We start from the raw sequence: 19497 nt of genomic DNA, 5'->3' as shown, positions 1-19497 counted from the left end.
CCAGCGGGCCCCGGCTCGGGCGACGGTCATTCAAGACTTCCGCGACGGTAGGCTCTCGGAGAGACATCCTGTCTCGGGCGGAGGTCTGCGTGCGCGCAACGGTGAAGGATGTCGCCGCCCTGGCGGGAGTGTCCCCGAAGACCGTCTCGAATGTGATCAACGGCATCGTCTTCGTGCGTCCGGAGACCAGGGAACGGGTCGAGAAGGCGCTCACCGAGCTCGACTACGTGCCTAATCTGAGCGCACGCGGGCTGCGCAACGGACGCACCGGCGTCATCGCCCTCGCCCTCCCCGACCTTGCCACCGCCTATTCGGCGGAGATGGCCCACCACTTCGTGGAGGCCGCACACGATCGCGGCTGGGCCGTGCAGCTCGAGGAGACGGGCGGCCGCCCCGATCGTGAGGAGCAGCTCCTGTCGCGCGCCAGGGCGCACCTTGTCGACGGCCTCGTGCTCAATCCCGTGGTCTCCGACGAGTTCGCGCTGCCGGACGATCCGTCTCGCGTGCCCGCTGCCGTGGTGATCGGCGAGGTCGAGCAGAGAGGGCTCGACCAGGTACGCGTGGATCCCGTGCGAGCGGCCTACGACATGACGACGCTGCTCGTCCGTTCCGGGCATCGACGCATCGCCGTGCTCGGCTCGCCCGTGACGTCGGCCACGTTCACCGCCCGGCTCCGCACCGTCGGCTATCGGGATGCACTGGCGGATGCCGGCATCCGTCACGACCCGACACTGGAGCTCGGCTGCGACGACTGGTCACCGCGCGGAGGTGCTGCGACTCTCGCCGCCTTCCTCGAACGCAACCCGCTGCCCGACGCGCTCTTCTGCTTCACGGATTCCCTCGCCATCGGCGCACTCAGCGAGCTGTGGCGGCGCGGGATCTCCGTACCGCAGAACGTCTCCGTCGCCGGATTCGACGACGTGGCGCACGGCGAGTTCGCCAGCCCGCCGCTCACGACCGTGTCGTTCGACAAGCGGGCCTTCGCGGATGTGGCGCTCGACCGTCTCGCCGACCGCATCTCAGACAGGGCGCGTGCGGCATCCGTCACGACTGTTCCGCACCGGATCATCGAGCGCGAGAGCACGACCGCCAGCTGACGGGATCCTGACCGCGGACCGAGTCCCGACTACGGACCGCGCGGCCCGACTGCGGAGTGCATCCCGACCCTCGACGCAGGCCAAGGCCGTCCCACGTCCTGTGCCTTATTCAGGATCGAAGCGCTTTCTGGGCCGTTTTTCGCACGCAAAAGTCGTCTCATCCTGAATTGGGCACCGGGGAACGGCGCTCCGGCCTTCCGGAACGGCACGAAGAGGCTTCGGGGGTGGCGCTCAGGGGTCGGCACGGCCCTAGGAGTGAGACGAACAAGGGACCGGATGCCTGCACCCAGGCATCCGGTCCCCCTCCCCGGCATTGCAACCTGGCCCGCTCGGCGGACCGGAACGTCAGCCCTTGAGGCCGCTGCCCGTGACGCCCTCCACGATCTGACGCTGGAAGATCAGGTACAGGATGATCAGCGGCAGCGCCGCGAGGATCGCCCCCGCCTGGATGTCGGCGTACCGCTGCCCGAAGCTGCCCTGCACGGTGGCGAGCCCGACCGGGATGGTCATCAGGTTCGGGTTGGAGAGCACGAACAGGGGCAGCAGCAGGTTGTTCCACACCCCGACGAACGTCAGGATGGTCACCGCCGCGAGCACCGGACGCGACAGCGGCAGCACGACGGACCAGTAGATCTTCCAGAGGCCGGCGCCGTCGATCCGCGCCGCCTCCTCGAGCTCCCGAGGGATACCGTCGAAGAACTGCTTGAAGATGAACACTGCGATCACGGCGGGAACCTGCGGGAAGATCACCGACCAGTACGTGTTCAGCAGGTTCATCGCGTTGAGCTCCTGGAAGATCGGCACGATGAGCACCTGGCTCGGGATCATGATGCCGAGCACGATCAGCAGCAGCACGACGTTCGAGAACCGGAATCGCAGCCGGGACAGCGCGAATGCGGCCATCGAGGCGAAGAACACGGTGAGCACTGCAGTGAACACCGACGTGATCGCGCTGGCGATGTACCAGTTCCAGATGTCGCCGGCTTGGAAGTACGACGCATAGGAGGCGATCGTCGGGTTCCAGTCGCCGAGGATGGCCGACGCCCCGAGAGCCGCCGTGCCGTTGTCGGTGAGCGAGGTCTTCAGTGCGAACAGGCTCGGGATCAGCCAGATGATCGCGAAGACGATCAGCACGATGAGCGCGACGATGTTGAAGGTGCGTCCGCTCACGCGCGTGGACGGAGTCGTGCGCGCCGGTGCCGCGGCGGAGACCGGAGACTTCATGCGGGGATGTGCGGTCGTAGCCGACATGTCAGGCCTCCTTCTTGGCCGCTGAGCGATCGGTGAGCTGGCGGATGATCGCGATCACGATGATCACGATGAACAGCAGCACACTGGCTGCGGCGGCCGCACCCAGCCGGTTGTCCGTGAATCCGGTGTTCGTGATGAGCTGCAGCGAGACCTGCGTCGAGATGCCTGGACCGCCTCCCGTCATCAGGTACACCTGGTCGAAGATCTTCAGGCTCGCGATGATCTGCAGCAGGATCACCAGGGTCGTGGTGCGGCTCAGCATCGGGATCGTGATGTAGCGGATCTGCGACCACGTCGACGCCCCGTCCACCGCAGCCGCCTCGTACAGCTCGCGCGGGATGTCCTGAAGGCCGGCCAGGTACAGCACGTAGTTGAAGCCGAGCGTCCACCACACCGTGGCGATCGCCACGCCGATCATCGCGGTGCTCGGGCTGGAGAGCACGCCGGATCCTGGATCGATGCCGAACCACGTCTCCACCAGGGCCCACAGTCCGGTGCCCGGCGTGAAGACGAAGACCCAGATGAGGGAGATCGTCGCCGACGGGAGGATGAACGGCAGGAAGAACGCGAGCCGGTAGAACCACTGGCCACGGTTCATCCGGTTGGTCAGCACGGCGAAGATGAACGCCAGGATGACCAGCGGCGGCGTCGTGTAGAGCGTGAACTGCAGCGTGTGCCACAGCGAGCTCCAGAAGTCGGGCCGCGACAGCATCTCCGCGTAGTTGGCGAGCCCGGCGAACGAGCCGAGCCCGGTGCGCACCATCGACGTGTTGAAGAAGCTCATCACGATCATGTAGATGGTGGGACCGAGCAGGAACGCCAGGTAGAAGATGCCGAACGGTGCGAGGAAGAGCCAGGCTTTGCGGCCGTCCTTACGCTGCATCGGCGAGTGGGTCAGGCCCGTGCTCGCGGCCCTTGGCCGAGGTCGGGCGGCTGTTGCGGTGGTCACGGCGTTGGTACCTCCGAGTGAAGAGTGCGTTTCAAAGCGGGCTGGGAGTGTTGAGGAACACCCGGAGCTGGTCCTTCATGGCCTGCATGGCCTGCTGGGGAGTCAGCGAGAGCTGCTGCACGAGTCCGAGCTGGGCACCGACGATGCCCTCGAACGTGGATCCGGATCCTCCGTACCACGCCGGATCGTCGTACACGGCGCTGGAGGCGACAGAGGCGTAGTCCGACTGCGGGGTGAGCGCCCGGTAGGCCGAACTCTGCGCCACCCTCTGGAACGCCGGAATGTGCCCGCCCTTCGCCCACGTGAGGCTCTGATCGAGCATCGAACGGATGAACAGCATCGCCTGCTTGCGCTGCTCAGGCGTGCGGTCCTTGCGGGGCAGCACGAACGTGTGCGAGTCGGCCTGCGTTGCCGCCCGGTCCCACAGTGTCGGCACGGGCACGATGCCGAACTTGAGGCCCTTCACCGACTGCGCGGTGGTGATCTCCCATTCGCCCTCGAGGTACAGCCCCGACTTGCCGGTGAACATGTACGACTCGGCCGTGGCGTAGTCGAGGGCCTGGTTCACCCAGCCCTTCTTCACCCACGACTGGAGTCGGCTCGTCACGTCGTTGTACACGTCTTCGTTCACGGTCAGCTTCGACCCGTTGTCGGACAGGAACGGCGTGGCCGCGGAGTGCTGGTTGTAGAACGTCCAGAACACGCGCCACGGGGTCGCCGTCTCGCCCGCCACGTTGGGGATCGTCATCGCAGCGCCCTTGGTGACCTTGCTGATCGCCGCCAGCGCCGACTCGAACGAGTCCATGTCGTTCAGCTTCTTCATCACGCCGTCCGAGTCCAGCAGGCCCGCCTTCTTGATGACGTCCTGGTTGTAGAACATGACGAGCGGATGCGTGTCCAGTGGCACCGCGATGTTGTGGCCGTCCGTGCGCTGGGCATCCCACGGCCGCTTGCTGAAGTCCGCGGCGCTCAATCCGACGGATGCCAGGTCGTCATCCGTGATCGGCTCGAGGAGCCCGCCGTCCCAGAGCGGCTTCGCCCTGGTGAGGTGCGACACCGCCACGTCCGGCGGCTTGTTGCCGACCGTCGCGAGCGTCACCTTCGTGTAGTACGGATTGCCCCACGCGAACGTGGTGGACTGCAGGGAGTCCTGGCCGTACTTCTTCATGTAGCCGGATTCCATGGCCTGCATGCGAGTGCCGTCGCCGCCGCCGAACAGGTTCCAGTAGACGAGCGTCGAGGTGGGCAGCCTCGTGCCGAACAGGCCGGCGGCCACCGTCTGGCCGATGTTGCTCGAGCATCCGGCGAGGAGCGGGACCGTCGCGGCGCCCAGCCCGGCCGCGAGGAATGCGCGGCGGCTCAGGCCCGTGCTGCTTCGTGCCATGTCGATGACGACCTCCTTGTCGTGGTGCCGCCGTCGGCGGCGGTGGGGTGCGGCGTCAGCGGTCCTTCGGACGTCGGCGAGGTTCGTCGCCGTGTCTGCAGCACGCGCCGTGCGGACGCCTGAGGTGGTGGCATCCGTGGTTCCGGCAGTCTTCGTCAGGCATGTGCGATCTCCACGTCGAGGGCGTACCGGGCCGAGAACAGCCGAGGGCGGCCGCTCATTCCAACGTGGTAAAGGTAACCATCCGCCGCGGACGGGTCAAGGGGCAATCGAGAACTGATCGCGAAGGTCGGAACCGCTTCTTCGGGTCGCGCCCGCCACCGTTTCGTCCCGCTCGAAACGGGTGCCTCGCTCGGCCCATCGCCCGGCTTTCACTCCGCTTTCACTCCGCTTTCGCTTCGGATCCAACGATGTAATACTGTCGGGGTCGGATCGAAGGCAGCGTTCTCGCGCCAGTCCGACGGGGGCAACGACACGACGAAGGAGACCCATGTCACGCGCCAGCATCACGATCGACCGCGACTTCACCGTCGGAGAAGTCCCGAGGCGCATCTTCGGCAACTTCGTCGAGCACATGGGTCGCTGCGTGTACACCGGCATCTACGAACCCGGGCATCCGGAGGCCGATGAGAACGGATACCGCCGTGACGTGCTCGACCTCGTGAAGGAGCTCGGCGTCAGTGTCGTGCGATACCCCGGCGGCAACTTCGTGTCTGGCTACAACTGGGAAGACGGCGTCGGGCCCGTCGAATCCCGCCCGCGCCGCCTCGACGGCGCCTGGCACACGGTGGAGACGAACGCGTTCGGCCTGCACGAGTTCGCCGGCTGGGCGAAGAAGGCGAACGTCGAGATCATGGAGGCCGTGAACCTCGGCACTCGCGGTGTTGACGCCGCGCGCCAGCTCGTCGAGTACGCGAACCACCCTGGCGGCACCTACCTCAGCGATCTTCGCAAGAAGAACGGCGCCGCCGATCCGTTCGACATCAAGCTCTGGTGCCTCGGCAACGAGATGGACGGCCCGTGGCAGATCGGCCACAAGACGGCCGACGAGTACGGCCGTCTCGCCCAGGAGGCCGGCAAGGCGATGCGGCTCGTCGATCCGTCGATCGAGCTGGTGGCCAGCGGCAGCTCCAACCGCGGCATGCCGACGTTCGGCACCTGGGAGCAGACCGTGCTCCGCCACACGTACGACGTGGTCGACTACGTGTCGCTGCACGCCTACTACGAGGAGAAGGACGGCGACGTCGCCAGCTTCCTGGCATCCGGCGTCGACATGGATCTCTTCATCGACGGCGTCATCGCGACGGCCGACGCGGTTCGGGCGAGCGGCAAGCACTCCAAGTACCTGAACCTCTCGTTCGACGAGTGGAACGTCTGGTATGCGACCGCACGCGAGGGCGACGACCTGCCTGAGAACATCGAGGCCAGGGGCGAGTGGCACGTGCATCCGCGCATCATCGAGGACGAGTACAACGTGACGGATGCCGTCGTCGTCGGCACCCTGCTCAACTCCCTGCTGCGTCACGGCGACCGCGTCTCGATCGCCAACCAGGCCCAGCTGGTGAACGTGATCGCGCCGATCCGCAGCGAGGAGAACGGTTCGGCGTGGCGGCAGTCCATCTTCTGGCCGTTCGCGCGGATGTCCGAGCTCGCGCGGGGCCAGATTCTCCGGCTGGCCACCACCAGCGACCGCTTCGACACCGCCAAGTACGGCGACGCCGACGTGGTCGACGCGAGTGCCACGTGGGATGAGGAGACCGGACGCGTCGCGCTGTTCCTCGCCAACCGAGGCCTCGAGGAGGCCGCGGACGTCACCGTCGCCCTGCGCGGATTCAACACGGGACGCGTGACGCGCGCCGAGGTGCTGCAGATCCCGGAGGGCGCCGACCGCTTCACCACCAACAACGAGCGGCACCAGAACCGCGTCGGCCTCACCCCGCTGAACGACGTGACGGCGGAGGCCGGCGCACTCCATGTGACGCTCCCCGCGCTGTCCTGGGCAGTCGTCGAGGTCGAGGTGACGAAGGCGTAGGCGCCGCCTCTACCGCCGCTTCGACCCACCCTCTTAGTGTCGAGCCACCCCCCGATTCACGTGAATACGGGGTGGGCTCGACATTAAGGGGGTGGGTCGTCGCCTCGGGAGCACGGGCTACTACAAGACCTTGGACAGGAAGGCTTTCGTGCGCTCGTGCTGCGGATCCGACAGCACTTCCCGGGGATCCCCTGCCTCGACGATGACACCGCCGTCCATGAAGACGAGGGAGTCGCCGACCTCGCGGGCGAAGCCCATCTCGTGCGTGACCACCACCATCGTCATCCCGCTCTTCGCGAGCTCGCGCATGACGTCGAGCACCTCGCCGACAAGCTCCGGATCCAGCGCGCTGGTCGGCTCGTCGAACAGCATCAGCTTCGGATCCATGGCGAGCGCCCTGGCGATCGCGACGCGCTGCTGCTGACCGCCGGACAGCTGGGACGGATAGTGGCCGATGTGGCCGGCGAGGCCCACCCGCGTGAGGAGTTCTTTGCCGCGGGCCACGGCATCCGCCTTCGACATGCCGTTCACCCGGATCGGCGCCTCGATCACGTTCTCGAGTGCCGTCATGTGCGGGAACAGGTTGAAGTGCTGGAACACCATTCCGATGTCACGACGCTGTCTGGCGGCCTCGCTCGGCTTCAGCTCGAAGAGCTTGTCGCCCTTCTGCTGGTAGCCCACCAGCTTGCCGTCGACGTAGAGGCGTCCGGCGTCGATGTTCTCCAGGTGGTTGATGCACCGCAGGAACGTGGACTTGCCCGATCCGCTGGGTCCGATGACGCACATCACCTCGCCGCGCTGAACCTGCAGCGAGATCGACTTCAGCACCTCGTTGCTGCCGAAGCTCTTCGACACGGCGACGGCGTCCACCATCGGCACGGATGCTCGCGCACCGGTCGTCGAGTCGAGCCCGCTCATCGCACTCCTCCCGTCGCACCCATCACACCGGGTGCCGCAGCGACGTCGACGGCGGGCCGCCCGCGGTCGGTTCCGCGAGAGAACCGCTTCTCCAGGAAGTACTGCCCGACCATCAGGATCGACGTGAAGAACAGGTACCAGAGCGACGCCACGATGAGCAGCGGGATGGGCGTGAACGTCTCGGCGGAGATGTCGCGCGCCCGGCCGAAGAGATCGAGCGTGAACGGCACCGCCGCAACAAGGGTCGTGGTCTTCAGCATGGAGATGACCTCGTTGCCAGTCGGCGGGATGATCACGCGCATGGACTGCGGAATGACGATGCGCAGCATCGTCTGCCACCAGGACATGCCGAGGGCCTTCGCCGCCTCCTCCTGACCGGGGTCGACCGAGAGAAGGCCGGCGCGCACGATCTCCGCCATGTATGCCGCCTCGTTGAGCGAGAGCCCGACGACGGAGATGAAGAACAGCGGAGGCACCCAGGTGATCGGGATGGTCGCCCACGTGTGCACGAAGGGGATGCCGATCACGATCGTGTTGTAGATGAGCGTGATCAGACCCCAGAACACCAACTGCACGTAGACCGGGGTTCCGCGGAAGATCCAGAGGTACAGCCACGCGACGGCTTTGAGCACCGGATTTGGCGACAGCCGCATGACGGCCAGCACCAGCCCGAGGATGATGCCGATGACCATCGAGTACACGGTCAGCTCGAGGGTGATGAGCGCCGCCTGGCTGATGCGGACGTCGAAGAGGTACTTGCCGACATCCGCCCATCCGAAGGCCTTGCGCTGAGCGGCATCGAGCACGAACAGCACGAGCAGCACGGCGAGCACCACGGCGATGACGATGCGCCACGGATGCCGCAGCTTGACCGCCTTGATCGCTTCGGCCCGCTCGACGGGAATGGCGGGCGCGGCGCCCGACGGGGCTGACGAACGCGTGTCAGCCCCGTCTGGTCGTTCTGGATCGCTCATCGCTACTGCTTGGACGCCAGGTTCACGCCGGCCGTCTCGACGGCGCCGTCCTCGACACCCCACTTGGTGAGGATCTTCGTGTATGTGCCGTCGTCGATGAGGGACTGCAGGGCGTTCTTGACCACGTCGGTGAGCTTGGAGCCCTTGTCGACGGCGATGCCGTACGGCGCGACGTCGAAGGTCTTGCCTGCTGCCTGGATCTTGTCCTTCTGCTTGCTGATCGCGTACTCGGTGATGGGCGAATCGGCACTCATCGCGTCGACCTGTCCGAGCACAAGGGCGTTCGTCGCCTGATCCTGGCCGTCGAACTTGAGCACCTGGATGGCGGCCTTGCCGGCGTCCGTGCACGCCTTCGACTTGGCGGGCACCTCGTCGGTGTCCTCGTAGGTGCCGGCCTCGACCGCGACCTTGAGGCCGCAGGCGTTGTCCGGGTCGACGGTCTTGCCCACCGCGGACGCCCACAGGATGCCCGCGTTGTAGTAGTTGACGAAGTCGACCTGCTTCTCGCGCTCTGTGGTGTCGGTGAACGACGAGACGCCGAGGTCGTAGCGACCGCCGGTGATCGACGGGATGATGTTGTCGAACTTGGCGATCGTGTAGTTCATCTTCACGCCGAGCTTGGCGCCGATGGCGTTGGCCAGATCGATGTCCCACCCGATCGGCTTGCCGTTGGAGTCCTTGTACTCGTTCGGCGCGTATGTCGCGTCCACGCCGACGGTGAGCTGGCCGGCCTTCGAGACCGAGGACGGAAGCGTCTTGGCGAGCGTGTCATCCTTTTTCACGCCGTACGGATTGGACGCACCGCTCGTGGCACCGGATCCGGATCCGCCCGAGTTGTCCACGCATCCGGTGAGCAGGAGTGCCGCCGCAACGGCGACCACCGGGAGCGCATATCGAATTCGCATGTGGGTATACCTTTCCTCGTCATTGAGGCGCGACGTGCTGCTGTGTCCACGTCGACGGGATCGCCATAGGAGACGACTGACTGAGACGAAAGTCTACGTACTCCTGGAGCCGGGGCAGTGACGATCCAGTCTCGAGCGCCTCGCGGAAAGGCTACGTTGTGTACATTTCGCGAAGATTTCGTTGTCGTCGCGGAAAATCGCGACGACAACGTTGAATGCCTGGCACGTGTTGTCGCTTCGGATCACCCAACTGACAACAAGAGCCAGGAATTCGTCGTGGCCCGGGGCGGGGGCTCTTCACCGTCTACCGGGTCAGCTGAACAGCCGCACCGGCTTCTGCGGATCCCGCGGGGCCACGGTCGTGTCCAGCTGCTCGCCCTCGTCGAGCGTCTGCCTGATGCGTGCCTTCTCCCGCACACTGGAGGTGATGAGCGGCAGGCCGCGCCCGATGGACGTCTTGATCCGCTCGACCAGCAGCGGTGAGTCGATGGTGTATCCGTCGAAGTCGGACTCGTGGGCGTACACGCCGACCGGGAGCGTCAGCGCCTGGAAGAAGCCGAACAACGGACGCAACTGGTGCTCGACGATCAGCGAGTGACGCTCGCTGCCACCGGTCGCCGCGAGCAGGACCGGGGTGTCCACGAGCGCGTACTGGTCGACGAAGTCGAAGAAGTGCTTGAAGAGTCCGGTGAACGAGGCACGGTACACCGGTGACGCCACAACGAGCAGGTCAGCGGTCTCGACGCGGCGCAGCTCGTCCTCGACGGAGCGCGGCAGCTCCGAGCGGTTCAGCACGCCGGCGAACTGCGGGCCGACATCGGTGATGCGGATGACGTGCGATTCGACGTCGAGCACGTCGCCGAGCCGATGCAGGATCTCGTCGATCAGCACGCCGGTCTTCGACGGATCGTGCAGGCTGCCGGAGACGGCGACGACGCGGAGCTTCTCGGTCATGACGGTCTGTCCTCTCGGTGACGGGACGGCCGATGTTGCGACCGCCGCATCCTCGATGGCGGGGCCAACGGATGCTGTCACGACGATAGGCGCGCATCCGAGCGTCCACAGCCTCCCGCGTCACGAGACGACACTCGCCGTGACGGTTCGTCACGTGTTGTCATCCCGCGACGTCGCGCCGCGGCGGCCCGACTCCTCGGCCGATCGAGTCCGAACGGCACGGCAGGAGGCGCCGGTGCGTCCGTTTCGTCCGGACTGCACGGAGGCGACTGCTACCGTTGGCCCCGAGACCGCACCGGGGGTAAGCAATGTCACAGATCGTCGATTTCGAGAACGTGTCTACGGCGGGACTCGAATCATCGCCCGTCGCGGAGGCCCTCGCGGGGCTGCGCGCGAACGAGGCGCGCTTCGTGCGTAACAAGTTCGACCACGTGTTCAGCGTCGACCACGCTGCCGACGCCGCATCCGCGATCGACTGGGTCAGTCGCATCCTGCACGACGAGCGGGGCATCGTGATCTCCTCGCCTGCGTTGGAGGCCACATCCTTCGAGGCGGGCGGCATTCGGATGGCGTACGTGTTCTACGAATCCGGCCTGTCCATCAACGTGATGTACACGATCGCGGATGCCGGCAAACGCGCCGTCGGATTCAAGCTCTCCGAGGGCATGCCAGTGCCCGACGAGCTGTCATCCTTCAAGTTCGCACGTCAGAAGTCGCGGTTGGCGGGCACCATCCGCGGCTCCTTCTTCGTCATCAAGGGCGAGTACTGAGCAACAGCCGCTGCTGTCGGGTCGCCATCGCCGGTTGAGCCGCCGTCACCGCGGATTGAACCGGAACCGCCGGTTGAGCTTGTCGAAGCCGGCGGCCGCTGGTGTGGTTACGACAGGCTCAACCGGCGGTGCGCGCGAGGTCCTAGACCCCGGTCACGAGCTCCTGCAGCGCCGCGCGCCGCTTCGCCTGCTCCGCCGGGTCGGGCACCGGGAGGGATGCCAGCAGCCGGCGCGTGTAGGGATCCTGCGGCGCTCCCAGCACCTGTTCGCCTGTGCCCTCCTCGACCAGCCGGCCGTGGTGCATGACGGCGATCCGGTCGGCCACGAGGTCGACGACCGCGAGGTCGTGGCTGATGAACAGGCACGCGAAGCCGAAGTTCCTCTGGAGGTCGGCGAACACCTCGAGCACGCGCTGCTGCACGGAGACGTCGAGCGCGCTCGTCGGCTCGTCGGCGATGAGCAGCGGCGGCTTGAGCGCGATGGCCCTGGCCAGGCTGGCGCGTTGACGCTGTCCGCCCGACAGCTCGTGCGGATACCTGTCGCCATAGGACCGGGGCAGCTGCACGGCCTCGAGGAGCTCGTCCACGTGTTGCCTGACATCCGCGGCCTTCTCCGCCTTGCCGTGCACGATGAAGGGCTCGGCGACGCACTGGGCGATGGTCAGCAACGGGTTGAAGCTCGACGCGGGATCCTGGAACACGAATCCGATCCGGTCCCTGACGGGACGGAACGCGCGCTCGTGCACACCGTTCATCTCGTGTCCGAGCACGGAGAGCGATCCGCCCGTCACCCTCGTGAGGCCGGCGATGGCGCGTCCGATGGTGGTCTTGCCGGATCCGGACTCGCCAACGAGTCCCAGCACCTCGCCGGGACGGATGGCGAAGTCGACGCCGTCCACGGCGACGAATCCGCGCTGCCCGATGCGCCCTGGGTATTGGATCCGCAGTCCGGATGCCTTGACGACCGGCTCGGCGTCCGCCCAGCCCTCGGAACGAGCCTCCGCGCGCTCCCTGGCGGTGACCGTGCCTTCCCCGATGCGCGGGACCGCGGCCAGCAGCCGCTTCGTGTAGTCCTCACGCGGCGCGGCGAAGAGGGTCGAGACATCCGCCTCCTCCACGAGCTTGCCGTTGTACATCACCGCCACGCGGTCGGCGAGGTCGGCCACGACGCCCATGTTGTGGGTGATGAGCACGATGGCCGAGCCGAACTCGACGCGGCAGCGGCGCAGCAGGTCGAGGATCTCGGCCTGCACCGTGACATCGAGCGCCGTTGTCGGCTCGTCCGCCACGATCAGGCGCGGTCCGAGCACGAGCGCCATCGCGATGACGATGCGCTGCTTCTGCCCGCCCGAGAACTGGTGCGGGTAGTAGTCGACGCGCTGTTCCGGATCGGGGATGCCCACCTTGCGGAGGATGTCGATCGCCTGCGCGCGCGCATCCTTCTTGGAGATCCTGCCGTGGGCACGAAGCCCCTCCGCGATCTGCCAGCCCACCTTGAAGACGGGATTCAGCGCCGTGGACGGTTCCTGGAACACCATCGACACGGCCGGACCGCGCACGGCCCTCAGCTGCTTGTTCGTCATCGTGACGACGTCCACCTGGCCGCGCGCCGTGCTGAGCAGCACTGCGCCGGACGAGGTCGCGGTCTCAGGCAGGAGCCCCAGGATCGTGCGAGCGGTCACGGTCTTGCCGCTGCCGGATTCGCCGACGATGGCGAGCACCTCGCCAGGGGCGACGTGCAGGCTCACGCCGTCGACGGCCTTCACCGCGCCGGCGTCGGTCGAGAACGACACGGTGAGGTCGTCGATGCGCACGGCGTCCCGGGCCTCGTCCGCTGCGGCACCGGATGCCTGTGCCGGGCTCTGCGCGTTCGTCGCGTTCACTCGCGCACCTCGATTCCCTGTTCCTCGATGCCTGCTCCCGGTTCGAGCCCTTCCAGGCCGCCTGGCGCCATGTTCGGTCCGCCTGGTACGACGCTGATGTCCGCCGTCTCACCGGATGCCGCGGCGACCGCTCGCCTGCCGCGCAACCGCGGATCCGCGAGGTCGTTGAGACTCTCGCCGACGAGCGTGATGCCGAGCACGACCAGCACGATCGCGAGGCCCGGATACAGCGCCGTCCACCAGATGCCGCTCGTCACGTCGGCGATGGCCTTGTTGAGGTCGTAGCCCCACTCGCTCGCGGACGTCGGCTCGATGCCGAATCCGAGGAATCCGAGTCCGGCGAGCGTGAGGATGGCCTCCGAGGCGTTCAGCGTGAAGATCAACGGCAGGGTGCGCGTCGAGTTGCGGAACACGTGCTTGAACATGATGCGTCCGGTCGAGGCGCCGATCACCTTCGCCGACTCGACGTACGCCTCGGACTTGATGCGCACCACTTCGGATCGGATGACACGGAAGTACTGCGGAATGTAGACGACGGTGATGGAGATGGCCGCGGCGAAGATGCCCGACCACAGACCGGACTGGCCGCCGGAGATGACGATCGACATCACGATGGCGAGCAGCAGGGTCGGGAACGCGTAGATGGCATCGCAGACGACGACCAGCACGCGGTCGATCCATCCGCCCAGGTATCCGGAGACCAGTCCGAGCAGCACGCCGATGAAGATCGACAGCACGACGGCGACGATGATCACGAGGGCTGCCGTCTGCGCACCCCAGAGCACGCGGGAGAACACGTCGTAACCGCCGACGGTGGTGCCCCAGATGTGAGCGGCGCTCGGCGCCTGCTGTGACCCGAAGTCCTCGCCGTTGGAGCCATGCAACTGAGCGAATCCGTAGGGCGCGATCAGTGGCGCGAACAGCGCCACCAGGATGAACACCGCGGTGATGACAAGGCCCGTGACGAGCATCCCCCGCTGCACGCCGACCGACTGCCGCAGCTGGTGCACGACGGGCAGGCGCGACCAGATGCTGCGCTTCGGCGCTCGAACGGTGGGCACGGTGGCTGTGTTCGCCATGTCAGTACCTCACTCTCGGGTCGATGAGCGCGGCGATCACGTCGACCACGAAGTTCGTGATGGCGACGATGACGGCGAGCATGGCGACGATGCCCTGCACAGCCACGTAATCGCGCGCCTGCAGATATTGCGCGAGCTGGAATCCGAGTCCCTTCCATTCGAAGGTGGTCTCGGTGAGCACAGCTCCGCCGAGCAGCAGCGCGATCTGCAGCCCCATCACGGTGATGATCGGGATGAGCGCCGGCCGGTACGCGTGCTTGCGCACGAGCCGGAACTCGCTGACGCCGCGCGAACGACCGGATGCCACGTAGTCCGTCGACAGCGTGCTGATCACGTTGGTGCGCACGAGCCGCAGGAAGACGCCTGCGGTGAGGAATCCAAGCGCGATGCCCGGCAGCACCGCGTGCGCGAGAACATCACCGATGATGGCCGGATCCCCGGTCTGGAACGCGTCGATCAGGTAGATGCCGGTGGGATGGTCGAGCGACTGCAGTGTGAGTTCGTCGCCGGTGGTGGCGCGTCCGGAGACGGGCAGCCATCCGAGCCACACGGAGAAGACCAGCTTGAGCAGCAGGCCCGCGAAGAAGACGGGCGTCGCGTAGCAGAGGATGGCGAAGATGCGCAGGGCCGCATCCCAGCCCTTGTCGCGGAAGTACGCGGCGAGCATGCCGAGCGGGATGCCGACGATGAAGGCGACGATCAGCGCGTAGAACGCGAGCTCGAGTGTCGCGGCGCCGTACGTGACGAGCACGGTCGTGACGGGCTGATGGTCGCTGAAGGTCGTGCCGAAGTTCCCGGTGAAGATCTGCCCGAGGTACTCGAAGTACTGAATGATCAGCGGCCGGTCGTAGCCGGCCTCGTGGATGCGCCTGGCCAGCTCGTCAGGCGGGAGGCGGCCTCCCTGCGCGGCGGTGATCGGGTCTCCGGTCGAGCGCATCAGGAAGAACACGACGGTCACCAGGATGAACACCGTCGGGATGATCAGCAGGAAGCGGATGATGATGTACCGCAGCAGGCCGCCACCACGGCGACCCGTTCGAGCGGATGTTTGCGGCGCGGCCGGCAGAACCGGATCCGGCTCGTCGAGAAGGGCTGTCATAGGCTTCTTCGGTTTGAAGCCCGTCGTGACGACGGGCCCACCGATCCGGACCGCGACTTCGTCGCGCACCGGCACCGGCGAGGATGGAACGCTTCGAGAGCGGGCGGCGTCACGTGACTGCCGCCCGCTCTCGAACCTTACTTACTTCTTGTAGATCGACGCGATACGCAGCTTGAACGACGCGTCGAGCGTGAGCCCCTCGACGTCCGAGCCGACGACCGCCACCTGGGAGCCCTGGAGCATCGGCAGCGTGGAGAGATCCTGCGCCACCTTGTCCTGGATCTGCTCGATGAGCTTCGTGCGCTCCGCCTTGTCCGTCGTGCCGACCTGCTGCGTGATCAGCTTCTGCACGTCGGGGTTGTCGTAGTGGTTGGCCAGGAAGTTGTCCTTCGAGAAGAACGGGGTGAGGTAGTTGTCCGCGTCCGAGTAATCCGGGAACCAGCCGAGCTGGTAGGCCGGGTAGACGTCGGCGACGCGATCCTTCGAGTACTGCACGTACTCGGTGGACTGCAGGTTGACCTTGAACAGGCCGCCGGTCTCGAGCTGGTCCTTGATCAGGGCGTACTCGTCAGAGGACGACGGGCCGTAGTGCTCAGGCGTGTACTGCAGGCTGAGCGCAATGGGCGTGCTGACGCCGGCATCCTGCAGCGTCTTCTTCGCCTTGTCGAGCGAGATGCCGCCGCTGCCGTCGCCGTAGAGCGACTTGAGCGACTCGGTGGCGCCGGTGAGGCCCTGCGGAACGTAGGAGTACAGCGGGGTGTAGGTGTCCTTGAACACCTGGCTCGCGATGGCCTTGCGGTCGATGAGGTCCGCGGCAGCCTGGCGAACGGCGAGCGCCTTGGCCGGGTCGGCCTCCGCGGTCTTGGCACCGTACGGCATCGAGTTGAAGTTGAACACGATGTAGCGGATCTCGCCGCCGGGGCCGTCGACGATCTTGACCTTCTTGTCGGAGCGCAGGCTCGCGATGTCGGTCGCCGAAAGCTGGCGGTAGGCGACGTCGATGCCGCCCTGTTGGATGTCGAGCTTCATGTTCGGCGCGCTCGTGTAGTACTTCATGTTGACCGTGTCGGTCTTCGGCTTGCCGAGCAGGCCGTCGTAGCCGTCGAACGCCTTGAACTGGATCAGGCTGTTCACCTTGAACGACTTGATGTAGTACTGACCCGCGAACGCGTCGCCCTTGACGATCGTGGTGTCCGGGGTGACCTTGGTGGCCGAGAAGACCTGCTCGTCGACGATCGGACCTGCCGGGCTCGAGAGCACCTGCGGGAACGTCTGGTCGTTCGCGACCTTCAGGTGGAACACCGCGGTCAGCTTGTCCGGCGTCGACACGCTGGCGAGGTTGCCGAGCAGCGAGGCTGGACCGTTCGGGTCGTTGATCTTCAGCTGGCGGTCGAACGTGAACTTCACGTCGGATGAGGTGAGATCGTGACCGTTCGCGAACTTCAGTCCGCTCTTCAGCTTGACCGTGTACTCCGTCGGCGAGGTGAACGACGCGGACTTCGCGATGTCCGGCTTGACGTCCGGGCTGCCGTAGGGCGTGTTCATCAGGAACGGGTACACCTGGTTCATCACGGCGAACGATCCGTTGTCGTACGAGCCGGCCGGGTCGAGGCTGGTCGTCTTGTCGGTCGTGCCGATCGTGATGGAACCGCCGGCACTCGAGCCGCCGGAGCCGGAGCATCCGGTGAGTGCGAGGGCGGATACGGCGAGCGCCGAGACGCCCAGCAGGACGCGGGCGCGGCGATTAGATGCCGATTTCATTCGGTGAAGGCCTCTCTACTGACCGTTGAAAGTGGATCATCCCTTCGAACACGCACAGATCACGATGCGTATTCAGGGGTTCTTATGTCCTAACACACGACGAATCGACATCCGCCGTAAGGGTCGGGATCGCTCACCGGATCGTTACTCGATGGAAACGCATAGGTCTCGATCCGTGCATTTCGATGCGCGTTCGCGCAAGATCCGTGCGCGGACTTCGGCGCGTGCGCGCGGCTCTGACAGCATGGGCGACCATGAGCACAACAGCCCGGGTGGTCCTCGACGAGATCACGATGCCGTCAGGCGATCTCGGACCGACCGATCCGCTGCCTCCCATCGCGGGGAGCGGTGACCTGCACAAGGATGTCGACGGCGACGGTCTCGACGACGAGCTGCGATTCGGTCTCGGCTACGGCAAGGTCGACACCGTGCTGCCGTACCTGATGCAGGACGGCTACACGCGCGAGACGGCCGAGCGAGCGCATCCGATCGCGGTGTTGGAAGACGATCGGATGCGTGCCGAGTTCCTGATCGGACTCGGCGGCAGACTGTGGTCGCTGGTCGACAAGCGCACCGGGCGTGAGCTGCTGCACAGAAACCCGGTGTTCCGTCCGGCCAACCTGGCGTTGCGCAACGCGTGGTTCGCAGGCGGCGTGGAATGGAACCTCGGCACGACCGGTCACTGGCCGCTCACGTGCTCGCCGTTGCACACCGTTCGCGTGCGACGTGCGGACGGCACCGAGGTGCTGCGCATGTACGAGTACGAGCGGATGCGCGGCCTCGTCGTGCGCATCGACGCGTCGCTCGCCCCGGATGCGCCGCTGCTCGTGGTGTCGGTGACGATCCGCAATCCGCGGGATGCAGAAGTGCCCGTGTACTGGTGGTCCAACATCGCGGTGCCTGAGCGCGACGACGTTCGCGTCCTCGCCCCGGCGGAGTCCGCGTACCGGTTCGGCTACGAGGGCACGCTGTCGGTCGTGCCGTTCCCCGACGCGGCCGGAGACGGCGTCGACCGCAGCTACACGACGCGGTCCAGGGATGCCGCAGACTACTTCTTCGAGCTGGGCCGCGCCGCGGTGCCGTGGATCGCCGCGCTCGACGGCGACGGCTCCGGGCTGTTCCACGCGTCGACGCCTCGGCTGCGCGGACGCAAGCTGTTCCTCTGGGGATCCGGGCCGGGCAGCGCGCACTGGCAGCGCTGGCTCACGGAGGGCGAGCATCCGTACCTCGAGATCCAGGCGGGCCTCGCCCGCACCCAGCTGGAGCACCTGCCGATGCCGGCGAACACGTCGTGGCGCTGGACGGAGGTGTACGGCCTCGCGGAATCCGAGGCGGATGCCGTGAACGGCTCCTGGAGCGACGCCGTCGCCGCCGCGGCGAAGGCCGTGGAGCAGGCGAGTGCCCCGCAGGTGCTCGCGCGCGAAGAGGCGCGCGACGAGCGGGACGAGGAGGTCGTGGACGTGCTGCAGCGGGCATCCGGATGGGGCGCACTCGAGGATGCCCGTCGTACGAGAGCCGGAGTGCCGGCGCTGTCCACCGCCGACACCCCGTTCCCGGCGAGCGACCTCGGACCGGAGCAGGAGTGGTGGCTGGCGGCGCTGGACCGGGCCTCGCGGGCCGGCTCATCCGCTGTGCCGTCCGCCGACGCGTCCCGTGATTCTTCAGCCGACGCATCGCCCGACCCGGCGGTGCCCCCGCTGTCGTACCAGGTCGACCAAGCCTGGGCTGCCGCGGTGAACGCGACCGATGGATGGCTCGCGCGGCTCCACGACGGAATGCTCGCCGTCGCCCGTGGAGACTGGGGCGCGGCGACCGCCGCGTGGCGCGCATCCGTCGCAGACACGGACAACGGCTGGGCCTGGCGGAACCTCGCGGTCGCCGCGATGCGGGACGGCGATCCCGTTGCGGCAACGGATGCCTACGCGCACGCGCGCACGTTGCTCCCGCAGCTGCTCCCGCTCAGCATCGAGGCGATCGGCCAGTTGCTGGACACGGGGCGAGCCGCCGATGCCCTGGCCGTCATCGAGTCGCTGGATGCCGCTCAGCGCGCCGACGGACGGATCCGCTACTCGGAGGCGCGGGCATCCCTCGCGGTCGGCGACGTCGAGCGCTGCGGACGGCTCCTCGACGACGGCATCGAGATCGCGGACCTCAAAGAGGGCGAGGCCTCGCTCGACGGCCTCTGGCTGGACTATCAGGCGGCCCGGCTGGCAGCGCTCGAGGGCGTTGCGCCGGACCACTCGCTGCGCGCCCGCGCGGCTCGTGAGTTCCCGCCGCCGGCACGCTATGACTTCCGGATGCACGTGGAGGCCTGACCCAGCGTTCGCTCGCGCGGCACTCCGGGACGACACGCCGCACGACGGAGTCGACCCGCCGCGTTGGGAGGCGGAACGCCGCCCGAACGCACGGCGCGTTCCGACGGTCGATCAGGCTACGATCGGC

The 19497-nt window shown here is 66.7% G+C and carries 15 protein-coding genes; 4 read left to right on the top strand and 11 right to left on the bottom strand.

Features of this window, described 5'->3' with window-relative positions; all coding sequences use genetic code 11:
- The first annotated feature begins 89 nt into the window (after window positions 1-89).
- Window positions 90-1097 (top strand): LacI family DNA-binding transcriptional regulator, encoded by a 1008-nt coding sequence (locus ACX9R5_RS08670; RefSeq protein ID WP_459408578.1) that lies wholly within the window; start codon window positions 90-92, stop codon window positions 1095-1097.
- Between the two features lie 345 nt (window positions 1098-1442).
- Here the strand turns inward: ACX9R5_RS08670 and ACX9R5_RS08665 are convergent, their stop codons facing one another.
- Genes ACX9R5_RS08665 through ACX9R5_RS08655 form a run of 3 tightly spaced genes read right to left on the bottom strand, consistent with a single transcriptional unit; the run spans window position 1443 to window position 4681 of the window.
- On the bottom strand, window positions 1443-2348 hold the full coding sequence (locus ACX9R5_RS08665) for a carbohydrate ABC transporter permease (RefSeq protein ID WP_459408577.1): 906 nt from the start codon (window positions 2346-2348) through the stop codon (window positions 1443-1445).
- Window position 2349: 1 nt separating this feature from the next.
- Window positions 2350-3297: a carbohydrate ABC transporter permease gene (locus tag ACX9R5_RS08660; protein WP_459408576.1), complete on the bottom strand. Its 948-nt coding sequence runs from the start codon at window positions 3295-3297 to the stop codon at window positions 2350-2352.
- Window positions 3298-3328: 31 nt separating this feature from the next.
- Window positions 3329-4681, bottom strand: coding sequence for an extracellular solute-binding protein (locus ACX9R5_RS08655; protein WP_459408575.1), 1353 nt, complete (start codon window positions 4679-4681; stop codon window positions 3329-3331).
- 490 nt (window positions 4682-5171) lie between these two features.
- Between ACX9R5_RS08655 and arfA the strand changes: the two genes are divergently transcribed.
- A complete protein-coding gene (arfA, locus tag ACX9R5_RS08650; RefSeq protein WP_459408574.1) occupies window positions 5172-6713 on the top strand; it encodes an arabinosylfuranosidase ArfA in 1542 nt (513 codons plus the stop codon).
- 120 nt (window positions 6714-6833) lie between these two features.
- Here arfA and ACX9R5_RS08645 read toward each other — a convergent pair whose 3' ends face one another.
- From ACX9R5_RS08645 to msuE, 4 genes are all read right to left on the bottom strand, one after another.
- Entirely contained in the window at window positions 6834-7631 is a 798-nt protein-coding gene (locus ACX9R5_RS08645; RefSeq protein WP_459408573.1) for an amino acid ABC transporter ATP-binding protein, read from the bottom strand.
- Window positions 7628-8605 (bottom strand): amino acid ABC transporter permease, encoded by a 978-nt coding sequence (locus ACX9R5_RS08640; protein ID WP_459408572.1) that lies wholly within the window; start codon window positions 8603-8605, stop codon window positions 7628-7630. The genes ACX9R5_RS08645 and ACX9R5_RS08640 overlap by 4 nt, the downstream gene beginning before the upstream one ends.
- A 2-nt stretch (window positions 8606-8607) precedes the next feature.
- On the bottom strand, window positions 8608-9510 hold the full coding sequence (locus ACX9R5_RS08635; RefSeq protein WP_459408571.1) for an ABC transporter substrate-binding protein: 903 nt from the start codon (window positions 9508-9510) through the stop codon (window positions 8608-8610).
- Between the two features lie 312 nt (window positions 9511-9822).
- Window positions 9823-10464 carry an FMN reductase gene (gene msuE, locus ACX9R5_RS08630; protein ID WP_459408570.1) on the bottom strand — a complete coding sequence of 214 codons (642 nt, stop codon included), beginning with the start codon at window positions 10462-10464 and terminating at the stop codon, window positions 9823-9825.
- Between the two features lie 308 nt (window positions 10465-10772).
- Between msuE and ACX9R5_RS08625 the strand changes: the two genes are divergently transcribed.
- The gene (locus ACX9R5_RS08625; protein WP_459408569.1) at window positions 10773-11234 is read left to right on the top strand and encodes a phage tail protein; all 462 of its coding nucleotides are present in this window, start codon (window positions 10773-10775) and stop codon (window positions 11232-11234) included.
- Window positions 11235-11376: 142 nt separating this feature from the next.
- Here the strand turns inward: ACX9R5_RS08625 and ACX9R5_RS08620 are convergent, their stop codons facing one another.
- The 4 genes from ACX9R5_RS08620 to ACX9R5_RS08605 form a co-directional block, all read right to left on the bottom strand.
- Window positions 11377-13047: a dipeptide ABC transporter ATP-binding protein gene (locus tag ACX9R5_RS08620; protein WP_459409054.1), complete on the bottom strand. Its 1671-nt coding sequence runs from the start codon at window positions 13045-13047 to the stop codon at window positions 11377-11379.
- Window positions 13048-13112: 65 nt separating this feature from the next.
- Window positions 13113-14195 carry an ABC transporter permease gene (locus ACX9R5_RS08615; protein ID WP_459408568.1) on the bottom strand — a complete coding sequence of 361 codons (1083 nt, stop codon included), beginning with the start codon at window positions 14193-14195 and terminating at the stop codon, window positions 13113-13115.
- Between the two features lies 1 nt (window position 14196).
- Entirely contained in the window at window positions 14197-15294 is a 1098-nt protein-coding gene (locus tag ACX9R5_RS08610) for an ABC transporter permease (RefSeq protein ID WP_459408567.1), read from the bottom strand.
- A 141-nt stretch (window positions 15295-15435) separates the two neighbouring features.
- Window positions 15436-17055 (bottom strand): ABC transporter substrate-binding protein, encoded by a 1620-nt coding sequence (locus tag ACX9R5_RS08605; RefSeq protein WP_459408566.1) that lies wholly within the window; start codon window positions 17053-17055, stop codon window positions 15436-15438.
- 254 nt (window positions 17056-17309) lie between these two features.
- Between ACX9R5_RS08605 and ACX9R5_RS08600 the strand changes: the two genes are divergently transcribed.
- A complete protein-coding gene (locus ACX9R5_RS08600) occupies window positions 17310-19370 on the top strand; it encodes a DUF5107 domain-containing protein (protein ID WP_459408565.1) in 2061 nt (686 codons plus the stop codon).
- The last annotated feature ends 127 nt before the right edge of the window (window positions 19371-19497 follow it).

The sequence above is a fragment of the Rathayibacter sp. CAU 1779 genome (assembly GCF_054551755.1).
This window is presented reverse-complemented; position numbering and strand designations above follow the sequence as displayed.

Excerpts from the sequence above, each read along its gene's own strand:
- ACX9R5_RS08665 (WP_459408577.1), bottom strand. The coding sequence starts at position 2,348 with ATGTCGGCTACGACCGCACATCCCCGCATGAAGTCTCCGGTCTCCGCC.
- ACX9R5_RS08655 (WP_459408575.1), bottom strand. The coding sequence starts at position 4,681 with ATGGCACGAAGCAGCACGGGCCTGAGCCGCCGCGCATTCCTCGCGGCC.
- arfA (WP_459408574.1), top strand. The coding sequence starts at position 5,172 with ATGTCACGCGCCAGCATCACGATCGACCGCGACTTCACCGTCGGAGAA.
- ACX9R5_RS08645 (WP_459408573.1), bottom strand. The coding sequence starts at position 7,631 with ATGAGCGGGCTCGACTCGACGACCGGTGCGCGAGCATCCGTGCCGATG.
- ACX9R5_RS08640 (WP_459408572.1), bottom strand. The coding sequence starts at position 8,605 with ATGAGCGATCCAGAACGACCAGACGGGGCTGACACGCGTTCGTCAGCC.
- ACX9R5_RS08635 (WP_459408571.1), bottom strand. The coding sequence starts at position 9,510 with ATGCGAATTCGATATGCGCTCCCGGTGGTCGCCGTTGCGGCGGCACTC.
- msuE (WP_459408570.1), bottom strand. The coding sequence starts at position 10,464 with ATGACCGAGAAGCTCCGCGTCGTCGCCGTCTCCGGCAGCCTGCACGAT.
- ACX9R5_RS08625 (WP_459408569.1), top strand. The coding sequence starts at position 10,773 with ATGTCACAGATCGTCGATTTCGAGAACGTGTCTACGGCGGGACTCGAA.
- ACX9R5_RS08615 (WP_459408568.1), bottom strand. The coding sequence starts at position 14,195 with ATGGCGAACACAGCCACCGTGCCCACCGTTCGAGCGCCGAAGCGCAGC.
- ACX9R5_RS08610 (WP_459408567.1), bottom strand. The coding sequence starts at position 15,294 with ATGACAGCCCTTCTCGACGAGCCGGATCCGGTTCTGCCGGCCGCGCCG.
- ACX9R5_RS08605 (WP_459408566.1), bottom strand. The coding sequence starts at position 17,055 with ATGAAATCGGCATCTAATCGCCGCGCCCGCGTCCTGCTGGGCGTCTCG.
- ACX9R5_RS08600 (WP_459408565.1), top strand. The coding sequence starts at position 17,310 with ATGAGCACAACAGCCCGGGTGGTCCTCGACGAGATCACGATGCCGTCA.